The sequence below is a fragment of the Paenibacillus sp. FSL R7-269 genome (genome assembly GCF_000517865.1).
Taxonomy (GTDB): domain Bacteria; phylum Bacillota; class Bacilli; order Paenibacillales; family Paenibacillaceae; genus Paenibacillus_AQ.
On sequence record NZ_ASPS01000148.1, the window covers coordinates 1 to 11,579 of the forward strand.

Here is an 11,579-nt window from a genome sequence, read left to right on the forward strand (position 1 = left end):
TCCTTATAATGACTCTTCGCCCACTCGCGGTATTTCTCATTTACCAGCCCCAGTGTGATGGCGAACCGCAGCTCATCACTGGCGGGCACTGCCGAACCGTCCGCTAACAGCGGGTTATAGGTGCAGGCGGATAGGGGGGAGCCCTTGTATTGGGTCCGCAGGTCAGTCTTTAAATAAAATCCAGGGTCCACGCCCAGCTTCTGCAGCAGCTCCCGCTAGCGCTCCGCATGTTCGTTCGCAGACTTCATATAGGCCTTGTTCCCATACTTCTCATAGACAGAGTAGGCGGATGACGAAGGACATCCTGAATGCCACGGGCGGCCTGATCCCGTATGCCTTGCAGCCACCGGCTGAACAGGCTGCCTGCCTGCTTCCAGGTGAAGGCCGGTGTAGCCTTTAACAGACTCTGCGCCTTCGATTCTGCCGACTGATATTGCCCGGCCGCCCAGCGCAAGGCCGATTGCTTGCGTTCTATCCGGTCACTAAGTGACTGTGCCTCCCGTCCCAACTCCTGTAGCAACCGGACCGCCTCGCGGGAGGGAGACTGTACATAACTTTCCGGGTAAGCAGCCTGCACCGAACGGACCAAACCACCAACGCTTCTGTCCATTCCCGTGACCTGTTCCTCCAGCACACGGTTCAAGCGCTTCAGTCCCAGTTCCAGCTCCAGCATCCGCTTGATCTCCACCTGCTGCTGCATGCTTCACCTCCTGAGCACAATTCCCCTTTGACAGTTTGTTCTAGATTCATGTCATTAAAAATTCCCAGCGAAGTCTGGCATCAGATGTATCTATCAAAATATAAAGAAACCTATTTTTTCGAAGGAAACAAGAATTTGAAATCCCTTTGGAAAAACTGCCACCTCTCGGCATCCAAATCCCAGCAATTCCACCTCATCCATAAGAATGTCCCGCCTCCGGGCTATTTAGATTCTACGGTTTGTGTGCACAACCACCGGTTAACATCCTCTCCCTCAAGCTTAATAGGGTGATCCTCACTACCAATATAGATATGGTCGGCATGGATGAAGTCCACACCCTTCGCCTTTACGAATGTCGTATGATACAAATGCGCGCCATCCATATGAGCATAGGACAAGTCAGCTTCATCAAAACAGGCATGACTCAAATTAGTTCTTTGAAAAGAAGCACGGCGCAAATCTGCTCCGGTTAAATCAGCATATACTAGATCCCCATCATCGAATGACGCTTTGATGGCTGTACAATGCCTCATTACACAATGCTTCATGGAAGCATATTCAAAGATCGCCTTGCTGAGCATACTGTCTGACAAATCAGCCTCATCAAAAACCGACCCCAGAAAATATCCTCCGGCCAGATCGCTATAGTGCAGAACGATTTTTTTGAAATCTGACTCTACTATAATTGCATCACTCAAATTGGTATGAGGTACAACCAGTCCGCTCAGTGATGCTTTTTCTATATCCATCTTCTCACCGGACTGCCCATTGGATGCTGCCCATGTCTTGTGATTCTCTATAAGATTTGTAATGTTCATATCGTGTCTCCTTAGTAAATTACTATCAGGGCCACCACAAGACTTTATCACTTAGCTTCGCAGCCTCTAGTTCAATCTTTACTTCCTTTATGTGCTCTGGATACATTTTAGTTGTGTCCACTATAACGTTTTCTCCATTTGCCAACGATTTTCTAATATCCTGCATTGCTTTTTCAAGTGAATACCCTTTAGGTGCATATTTAGAATACCAACCTTTTACATCCCATAGTTGTCCATTGGCATCAATAAATTCAGCACCTTTAGGATTAGGGTCTCTTTTGATTGGGCCAGGTAACTCATTTCGAATCTCTAATTCCAAACCTGCGATTCTTTCAATTTCTGATTTTTCACTAATCTTAAAATCGTGTGCAGGATCTCTAGAGAGACTCTCATACTCATCGTTAGATCTTGAAAAGTATTTTCCTTCATGACCGTATTTATCGATTAATTCTTTATAGTAATTGGGTGCTGACTCTCTGATATCATTTATCCTGGATTTAAAATCACCGCCAGCATCATGCTTTCCTTCTGGCCCCTGACTCCGCCACACCCGCCCCGGCACTTCGACCGGACCGGGGCCGCCCGGCGTTGCCGGAATTAAACGGTTCGGGTAAGGGTTCATCCCTGGGAAATTCCAGTTCTTCAAGGCATCCGGCACTTTCTTCACCGCATCGGTCAGCGGGTCCATCACCGCGTCGGCCACCTTGCCGACCACGCCGCTTTTGGCGATAGGTACGCCCGGGACGAGGATGGACGCGGCGTTGCCGAGCATTTCTGCTTTTTGCTCCAGGGTGCCTTCATTAAAGTTATGGTACATGGCTTTCGCTGCATCCACCAGAACTTCGGGATGATTGACGAGATAGTTCACCTTGTCGATCGTTTCTTGAGTCGTCTTCTCCGGGTCGATGACGAAGTCAAAAGCGAACTTGGCGGTGTCCACGGCTCCCATCACTGTAGATTTAATCAGGCCGCCTACGAAGGCTTGGGTTACCTGATCCGCCTGCACCACTATTTTGCGCCAATTGGTCATACCGTAGGTGTCATCCAGCCAACTGTCATAGGCGGTATACATGACTTCGGAATGTTTGCTGGGATCATAGACCTTGTCCTTAAAATAGGCAAAGGTCGTCTCATTCTCTTTGTTCTTCGCTGTGATTGGCGTGCCGTCCGGCAACGTCATCGGCGGCCCATGGAGCCGCTTATACTCCGCAACCTGACGTTCCAGCTCGCGAATCTGTTCCGCTCGAACCACTGCCGCCTCAATGTCCTTATAATGACTCTTCGCCCACGCGCGGTAGTTCTCATTCACCAGTCCTAACGTGATGGCGAACCGCAGCTCATCACTGGCGGGCACTGCCGAACCGTCCGCTAACAGCGGGTTATACGTGCAGGCGGATAAGGGGGAGCCCTTGTATTGGGTCCGCAGGTCGGTCTTCGCATAGAAGGCCGAATCCACGCCCAGCTTCTGCAGCAGCTCCCGCTGACGCTCTGCATATTCATTCGCAGACTTCATATAGGTCTTGTTCCCATACTTCTCATAGACAGAGTAGGCTGCTTGACTGCGCCCGATTTCCCGCAACGCCTCAGCAATCCTGGACAATTGTTCCCGCGCCTGCTGCTGTTCGGCGGGACTGCCGGATTCTCTCTGCTGGAACAGCTCAGAGATGACTGCATCTGCTTCAAAAGGGTGCAATTGTCTATCCACCGAAGCGTCTCTGACGTTCAGTAGGAGATTCTGAATCATGCCGCTAAGCGTGGGCGGGTGACGAAGGACATCCTGAATCCCACGCGTTGCCTGGTCCCGTATGCCTTGGAGCCATCGGCTGAACATACTGCCTGCCTGCTTCCAGGTGAAGGCGGGTGTAGTCTTTAGCAAACTCTGCGCCTTCGTCTCAGCAGATTGATATTGCCCGGCCGCCCAGCGTAATGCAGATTGCTTACGCTCTAACCGGTCAGTGAGCGATTGTGCCTCCCGCACCAACTCCTGCAGCAACCGGACCGCCTCGCGGGAGGGAGACTGCACATAACTTTCCGGGTAAGCAGCCTGCACCGAACGGACCAAACCGCCAACGCTTCTGTCCATATCGGTGACACGATCTTCCAGTATGCGGTTCAAGCGCTTCAGTCCCTGCTCCAGCTCCAGTATCCGCTTGATCTCCACCTGCTGCTGCATGCTTCACCTCCTGAGTACAAATCCGCCGTCTAGTTATTTAAGTCGTCGAACATGGAGCCCTTCACTGTGATGGTCATGCCGTCCAGTGCCGTAATACCTTGAATGGAGCCTAGAGTGCGATAGGCCAGCTTGCTCTTGCCAAGCTCCACATTCCCAACCGACACTTTAATCGGATATTCACCGTCCGCCATATTGGCATGAGTATACAGATAGCTGTTCTTCGGGTTGATCACAATCGTAACGCGGGTCTCTTCCGTAATTTGATACATGCTCTGCCCGTCTTTTACGAATTCCTTATATTCAAAAGCCGTATTGCTTCCAGCCGTAGAGGACTGGCTATAGCCTTCCATCACCTTTTTCCAGTATTCATGGGTATCGCCCTTTACGTCCTGTGAATGCTCCAGCTCCACTACCTTTTTGCTGTAGCGGCTGTCATCTGTACTACGGTCCATTACGGCCAGCAGCACTTCGCCATTCACACCCTTTGGACTCGCGGCAGTCAGTATGCCCGTCTTACGGGCAAAACCTCCGCCCTGTTTGGCAAGCGGCTCATTGCTCAGGTTCACGGCGATCTTTTTATTGTTGATATAGATCAGGTCATTCTCATAACGGAAAGAATCAATGACCCGCTGCACCAGCTCTTTATGATCTTCAGTATCGTCCTTGACCGGCTTGTACACCACAGTCTTTACCTTGAAGGAATAGGACCCTGCCGGGTTAAAATAGTAGCCCGACTTCAGCGGATAGTTGAAGCGCTGCAATTCCCGGTCCGTGGCGAACACCGCTTTGTCATAGCCTGCTTTACCTGCTTGTCCATTTTTGGCTGCTGTCCGCGAAGTCTGATATTCTTGGAGCTGCGGACTGGTTGCACTCCAGGCAATTTCACCAGTACCTTGCTGCGTGAACGAACGATTGTATTGCCCATTTACGGCTACAGCTTTGTATGCTTGATTATTCTTATCTAAATGGTACATCCAGCGGATGACATCCACCGGATACGGTTCGGTTCTCCACAGCAACTTCTTGGATAGAGCGGTCCCGGTGTTCTGCCCGATCTTACTGTCTATCACAGGCTCCGGTACTTCTTTGCGTCCATGATAGAAATACATTTCATAGAGTTTCCGGTCCGTTCCCTGCGGGAAGCTGGCGATTGCCGTATCGGTCTCTGTCCGTGTGGTGCAAGTGCCATTGCTGCAGCTCGTCACTTCATACTCATAGCTTCTTTGCACTCCGCCTTGAAAGTCCACCCGGCCTTCTTTTACCGCAGGGGAATATGGATTAGCCGGATTGAGCCATTTGCCATGCTCAGGGTCATCGCCGAAATCCTTGCGGTCAATCACCGCGCTGACGATGGGCTGGCGCGAAATACGACTCCCCGGATCATCCACCACAGGATTGCCCGACACATTATATTGCCGGAATACATCCGGTGTCGCATTGGTCACATTCAGTTGTCCTGTTGCCTTGTTGATCCAGTCTCCGCGGGGTAAGTACAACTGGGCAACTAACGGTACGCCGCCGTAGATCGGGAATTCCACCTGCCGGGTCAGCACATTATAGCCCAGCGGCTGCGGCTGCAGCAGCTTGACGGCGATCGGATGCGAATCGAGCACGTTATTAGCCATCTGCTTCTCCTTGGGGTTCTTCCCCTCCGGGTTCACGCTGAACTTGATACGCACATCGCTGCCTGGCATCTTGAAGCTGGCTTTCAGCAGGCGCTCCCCGTTCTTGGGAATGACAAGCTCGCCGCTACCCTTCTGCGCATGACCGGTGAACGTCAGCTTCGCCGAAGAGCTATCGATGGCCTTGCCTGTACTCACCTGAATAATCTCCCAACGGAAGGGAGTCTTGATCTCTTCAGGAAAAGATGAATCCACCCGGATCTGTACTTGCACCTGTTCACCGGCCTCTGCCTGCAGCGGCAGCTGTTCAAATTCAGTCTTTATATCGTACTCCTGCTCAATCAAGGCCAGCGGTGCAATCGGAATGTCCAAATACGTGATATTCCCGCTGTTATGGGAGATATAGACGGTGCCATACCCCCACGAGAAATACGTGGGCGGCTGGAGCACATGAACATAGTCAATCCACTTGCCACCCTTGGATGGAGTGGCGTTGTTGGTATAGACCTTCTTATCTTGAAGCTCTTTATTCTGATTACGGTACATGAAATCCTTATACGTATGGTTGCCGCCGTATTCAATATTCAAGCCCTCGATAATCGCCTGCTCAAAGGTCCCGTCTGTGAGATAGGCGGTGAGCTTTGAGTTGTTAGTGTTTTGATAGCGGTCAAATTTATTTGTGTTAACTTTGAATTTTTGCTGAACGGCATCATCCTCCCAGGATTCCTTAATCAGGGAGAGATTCTGAATCTGCGTCCCGCTCCACCCGGCGAACCAGGGAACATTCTCTGTCGGTACCGAGTTGCCTTCCCGGGTATAGCCGGAATATTCATAGAGCCCTCCGTCCAATTGGGTGCCATGACTGGTCCCGTAGACGATTTCATAGTAACGTTCGGCACCTGAAGCAATCCTTTTTTGCAGCAGATCCTTCCGGTAGCTGCCCTTGGAGGTCTCCTCCTTGAAGTAATCCTTCACACCATATAAGTCCAGGTAATCTTCGTTGGCGAATTTCAGCACTTCGGCCGGAGTGGCCGGCTTCCCGCGTGCATCCGAATAGGTATCCATTTGGAAGACGGCAGCGACAAAAATGACCGATAGTATGGCTAGAACCAGGGCTCTCTTCATCCATCTACACCTATTTTCTGTATATAGTAAAAACCAGCGCGTTATATTCGGTAGAAGACACATTAATTTTGTATTTTGCATCTTCAAATGTTCTAAAGGGCAGGTTATACTCTACTGTCTTCTTTGGAGCAACATAGTCCAGCATGGCATCTACAGTAGCCGGCTCAATCTTTTGCCGCATAATCGCTTCTGCTTCCTTCATTTGCATGGCATAATCAGCACCCTCGATCTCGAAATCGACCAGAATGACAAGGACGGCCTTGCCCTTGGGAGGATTCTCAGTAGAAGAATTAACCTGAAGCATAGAGCCTGTATCCGTATAATAAGTGAATCCGTTGGAGGTCTTAGGAGTGCCCTTAGCGGGTGCGGAGCTGATAACAGGCGTCTTGCCATCCGTGGAAATATAAGCGGTGCTAACCCGCTGGTCCCAGTTCACGCCTACGCCCAGCCCTTCGCTGACAAACTTCAGCGGCACGAACGTTCTACCGTTCTTCATCAGGGCAGCGGTATCCATCGTCTTCTTGGCGCCATCCAGCGTAAATTGTCTGTTCCCGATGACTAGCACCAGCTTCTTGCCGTTCAGTTCCACCGTTACGGTCTTGGAAGCCGGAACCCAGCCCACCTTCGCCCCGAGGGCTTCACTCACGAAACGGACCGGCACCTGCACCCGGTTCTGCTTGTCGAGGAATGGCTGGGCATCCGGGAAGCTGATTTTGGAGCCGTCCACCACCACCCGGACAGACTGGGCGGCATGTGCAGATACAGGCATTAGCGAGATTAACAGGAATAGGGCTGTGAACAAGATTGTTATTTTTTTCATCTTCATATCCTCCTCAAGTGGGGTTGTGACAAGCCTTAGCTATACTTCCTCTACTGGCGCTGCAGAATTACCGGCTCCCCGTCTAACTCTATCGTAATTACAGGATCGTTAATCAGCGTGCCCATGAAGCCGAAGGCGTGCCAGTCTCCGCTTGCCAGTACTAGGTCTGCACTGTGCTTGCGGCCGTATTGGGTCAGGAGAGGTTCAAGCTCTTTGCCGGTAAAAGGAGTCACCTGCTTAGTCCCGTCACTGCTGTCCGAGACGGCAATCGAGCTGAGCCTGATCTCCTTCCGCGAGTCTGTCAGATCCTCTGCATACAAATCAAGCCCAACTTCAAGCGAACGTTCATCTGACGCCTCTGCAATTGCAGACAGGAAGGCATATTCATCCTCCTTGCCGCGCAGCTTGTTCATCGCAGCTTTATATTTCTCATTCCCCGGCGTAGTTGGCGACAGAATCGCCATCAGATGCACGCCCTGCGTCGAATAGCCGGTATAAATCACGGAGTCGCCCAGCAGCGGTTGAACCTGTTCTTTCTGATCCAGCATCTCTTCTACTTCCGCATCGCTGAGCACGATGGACATAATGCTCTGCAGCCCGCGAATCCGGTCCGAAGCCAGCACGGCGGCCATCAAATCATCAGAGTTTTGCGCAACCTTCTGCATATTTGCCTGCAACTCTTCATACAGCTTCTCTTTCAGTGCAGTGCCTTCATCATCTCCGGCAGGCTTCACCTGATCATAGCTCTCCGTAACGGGACTGTTCGTCTCCCACTTATAAGAAGAGACCCCCCAGCCGCCAACCTTCTGTTGCTGCAGCAGCACCGTAAAGTAATGGTCATTCATTACATATTCCAGGACCCGTCCGCCATCGTCAGGCAGCTCATAGGCATGGGAATCTTCCCCATACAGCCGAACGACATCCGCTTCCGCGTCTCCCATTTTGAGGCCTGCTGCTGTAGGAGAATCATCGGTCACATCAATGATGTAGAGCCGCTCATTCTCATCGAATGTGAAATCAGCTCGGTCCGTCATAACGGTACGATGTCCCTGATTCCAGTCGGCGGGATCACCTGCATTCTCAATTTCATTGCTGTCGTCTATGCCTTCAGCTTCCAATTGTTTGCGCACTTCTTCCAGAGTCATTCCCAGTTGGAACATACCATCTTCTCCATTCTTCTGCTCATCGGTAATAACCCTATGGGCCGGGACTGCTGAAGGACTGGGAGCAGCGGTCTCCAATACCGGACTTTGCGTGGCTGACTGCCCCGTTTCTCCTAAAGTAGCCTTATCTGTCCGTGCGCAGCCTGTAATCATAAGTGCGGTGTACAAGCCTATCATCCAAAACCATTTTTTCATATGGCTATTTCTCCCTTCCAAGAGTTACTGCTACTACTGAACTTTCTGTCACCGCGTACTATGTCCCTTGCCCGATTCTGCGCTGCCGTCCGTTTGCCCTTCTGTAACTCCGCCATTTTTGCCATACCCCACGATATAGGTGTCAGTAAGCTTATAGGAACGCCGGGCAACCCTATCTTTCGTATTGCCTTCAATGGTGTATACGGTTTTGGACTTGCTGTCATAGCCGGTGACGATGCCTGTATGGTTTTGCCCGCTGCGGGTAAAAAAGATAACATCTCCAGCCTTCGGCGTGTATCCCGAGGAGCGTTTACTATAACGCCCTTGCTTGATGTACCATTGTCTCCCGGCTTCAACACTTGCATATTTGGGTACCACATTGCCCAGGATTCCGGCTTCATTAGCGATATAAGAGACGAACATCGCACACCAGGGCTGGTAGTTCATCCCATACCATTTGCCGTAAGGCGTATTGTTGTCACCGCTTGTTTTGCCTTTGGGGACATGCTCCTTGAAGCCCTTAGCCAGTTCCAGCTCGGCGGCTGCAAGAAATTTGTCAATACCAGGGGGATTCCCGGTACTGCCGCCGTTTACACCGCCCTTAGCGTCAGGTGCTTCCGGCTTCGGCTTGGATGGCAGCTGCGGAGTCCCGGAGGGAGTCTGAAGCGCTGCGCTTTCTTTATAGGTGTTGTTGCGCCGGGGGGTATATTTGCCCATGACCTCGTCTTTCAATGCTGCATTATGAATATTCTTGAGCGTCAGCGGAAGACCCGCCTTAAGCACCGCCTCCACCACCCGGTTCGCTCCGCGCGGCGACTGATTCTTAAGATCCGCATAATAGACCAACGCCTGGGGATCGGTAATGCCGAGTTTTTCCCCGCTATCCAGATAGACTTGAACATCCTTGCGGGCCTGCTCATCCTGTGCATTCTTCCCTGCCTTGGTCGTCAATAAGGCGGCAAGCGCTTCTTTCTCCTTCAAGCTCAGCACCCTGGTATACCACCATTTATCCTGCTTGGCGTACTTGATGAGATCCTTCGCCAGACTGGCAGGCAGATGCTTCTTGAGCTTGGCTTCATAGTCTCCCTGGGATGGCGTGATATTCATTTTCTTGAAGGTAAGCAGGATCAGATCTCTGGCCCGTTCGCCGTGCCACTGTATTTTCCCGACACTCAAGCCGCCGCCGTCGTCCGGAACCACAGTACCGTAATTGCCTTCATTGCCAAAAATCACGCCCATCGCCAGGTCCGTAAGCTGCGTCTCCGTGAGCGTGTTGCTGCCCGTTCCGGCGGAAGAATCAGCCTGGTTCAGCTCACTGAACAGCTTCTTCCAGGTGTGCGGGCCTACGACACCGGCCACGTCGCCTGTATTGCCCAGATGATTAGCGGCCTTAAACGCATTCACCGCTTGTTTCGTCTTGGCGTCGAAACGGCCATTCACCGTAACCTCATAGCCAAGCTCACGCAGCCGGATTTGCATGATCCGCACCTGCTCGGAGTACACATGAGGGCTATATTTCAGCCCGCCCTGAATGACGCCGAACAAGTAGAGCCAGGTCATCTCGCCTACGATCCCGGCATCCTTGCCTGTATTGCCCAGTCCATATTTCTTCTTAAAAGCATTTACAGCCTGCTTGGTCTGCTTGCCGAAATAACCGTCTGCTTCAAGCGGATACCCTAATTCAGTCAGACACTTTTGCAGCAGCAGCACCTCTTTACTGTAGACATCGGGGTTGTACGAGAGCTTGGAAGAAAGTGCTTTGATCCCCTCCGGCAGTATCAGAGCTGCCGGTTTGGAGGCTGCAGCTGAGCCTTTGTTCTGGGAAATACCGGGTGCACTCTGCTTTATGACAGATATTCGCTCCAGCCTGATGGTAGACTGCTTCTCTTCCCGATGATACTGATCTGCTGCCCAGATGAGCGCAGCCGCTTTGCGGTCCAGCTCAGTGGAGAGCGTTCCCGCCAGCGAATTGATTTGCTTAAGCAGGTTCTCCACACTATAGACAGCAGACTGCACATAACCTTCTGTATATCGTTCGCGGGTTCTTGCAGCAGCCTGGCCTGCTGCCTTCTGCATATTGCTGCTCCCGCTGATCTCCCGGCCCATCCGCTTCAAGCCGGCCGACAGCTCAGTCAGCCTTGTACGGTCAACCTCTTGCGACACTGTCCCGGCCTCCTTCCGCCTGCTTCACTTCTATATCTGAACCATCACTTTCATGAGGTCTGGTATGCTGAAGTTATGTATGACAAGCATAGCCGCGCCGGAAGCCTAAGCTTCCGGCCGCCTATACCTATATTCCGCCTGCTTCTATCTGCGAAGCTGGCTGGCAATATCGCGATCGCTTTGTTCTTTGATCTCTGCAACCTTATTCAATTGCATACTGATGCCATTCACACACTCGACCAGCTTGTCGAGCGACGGCTTCAACTGATTGAATTCCTCAATGAAGGCCTTGGAGGATTCACCTTGCCACCATGCTTCAGCAGCTTTAATTTCACTATCCAGCTTGTTGATGATATCTTTAGCACTTTGGCCTTTAGCCTTAATGGAACTGGCAACACTTCTAGCCTGCTCAGGACTGAATACCTGTTTCACCATTCGATTCACCTCCCTTCGTGGAATCTATTGCCGTTACTTCTTCCTCGCAGCGGCTGCGGCCAGCGCGCGGCGTGCCTCTTCTTCGGCCTTCGCCCTCGCCCTGCGTTCATCGTCAGCCCGCTGAACAGCGCCCGCCAGGGCCTGCAGCTGATTCTGCAGCTCCCGCATATGTCCAAGCAAACGGGTTACATCCCGGGTAATCTCCTGATACTCGCTGCGGTAAGTATCCCCGGCTCCGCCCTTCCACCAGCTGCTGCTCTGAGCGGCACTGCTGTCATTCTTACTCTGCTCCCGGCGGATATCCTCCGCCGCACTGCTTACATTTCCTGACTGCCGGCGGATTTCTTGCGGCGTAGGCAACAAGC

At 51.8% G+C, this 11,579-nt stretch carries 10 protein-coding genes; all 10 read right to left on the bottom strand.

The window, feature by feature from the left end:
* A partial coding sequence (locus tag C162_RS33625; RefSeq protein ID WP_036702401.1) for a hypothetical protein occupies positions 1-191 on the bottom strand: 191 nt, incomplete at its 3' end.
* Between the two features lie 53 nt (positions 192-244).
* Positions 245-700, bottom strand: a complete 456-nt coding sequence (locus tag C162_RS33630) for a hypothetical protein (protein ID WP_036702402.1) — start codon at positions 698-700, stop codon at positions 245-247.
* A 221-nt stretch (positions 701-921) separates the two neighbouring features.
* Complete coding sequence (locus C162_RS33635; RefSeq protein WP_036702404.1) at positions 922-1,518, bottom strand: pentapeptide repeat-containing protein; 597 nt, start codon at positions 1,516-1,518, stop codon at positions 922-924.
* Positions 1,519-1,543: 25 nt separating this feature from the next.
* Positions 1,544-3,691 carry a hypothetical protein gene (locus C162_RS33640; RefSeq protein ID WP_036702406.1) on the bottom strand — a complete coding sequence of 716 codons (2,148 nt, stop codon included), beginning with the start codon at positions 3,689-3,691 and terminating at the stop codon, positions 1,544-1,546.
* Positions 3,692-3,720: 29 nt separating this feature from the next.
* Positions 3,721-6,438: a hypothetical protein gene (locus C162_RS33645; RefSeq protein ID WP_036702408.1), complete on the bottom strand. Its 2,718-nt coding sequence runs from the start codon at positions 6,436-6,438 to the stop codon at positions 3,721-3,723.
* Between the two features lie 10 nt (positions 6,439-6,448).
* Positions 6,449-7,258 (bottom strand): copper amine oxidase N-terminal domain-containing protein, encoded by an 810-nt coding sequence (locus tag C162_RS34925; protein WP_051494129.1) that lies wholly within the window; start codon positions 7,256-7,258, stop codon positions 6,449-6,451.
* Between the two features lie 50 nt (positions 7,259-7,308).
* On the bottom strand, positions 7,309-8,616 hold the full coding sequence (locus tag C162_RS33655; protein WP_036702410.1) for a hypothetical protein: 1,308 nt from the start codon (positions 8,614-8,616) through the stop codon (positions 7,309-7,311).
* A gap of 48 nt (positions 8,617-8,664) precedes the next feature.
* Entirely contained in the window at positions 8,665-10,779 is a 2,115-nt protein-coding gene (locus C162_RS33660; RefSeq protein ID WP_036702411.1) for a peptidoglycan-binding protein, read from the bottom strand.
* A gap of 144 nt (positions 10,780-10,923) precedes the next feature.
* Positions 10,924-11,214: a WXG100 family type VII secretion target gene (locus tag C162_RS33665; protein WP_036702412.1), complete on the bottom strand. Its 291-nt coding sequence runs from the start codon at positions 11,212-11,214 to the stop codon at positions 10,924-10,926.
* A 33-nt stretch (positions 11,215-11,247) separates the two neighbouring features.
* Positions 11,248-11,574 carry a WXG100 family type VII secretion target gene (locus tag C162_RS33670; RefSeq protein WP_036702413.1) on the bottom strand — a complete coding sequence of 109 codons (327 nt, stop codon included), beginning with the start codon at positions 11,572-11,574 and terminating at the stop codon, positions 11,248-11,250.
* Between the last annotated feature and the right edge of the window lie 5 nt (positions 11,575-11,579).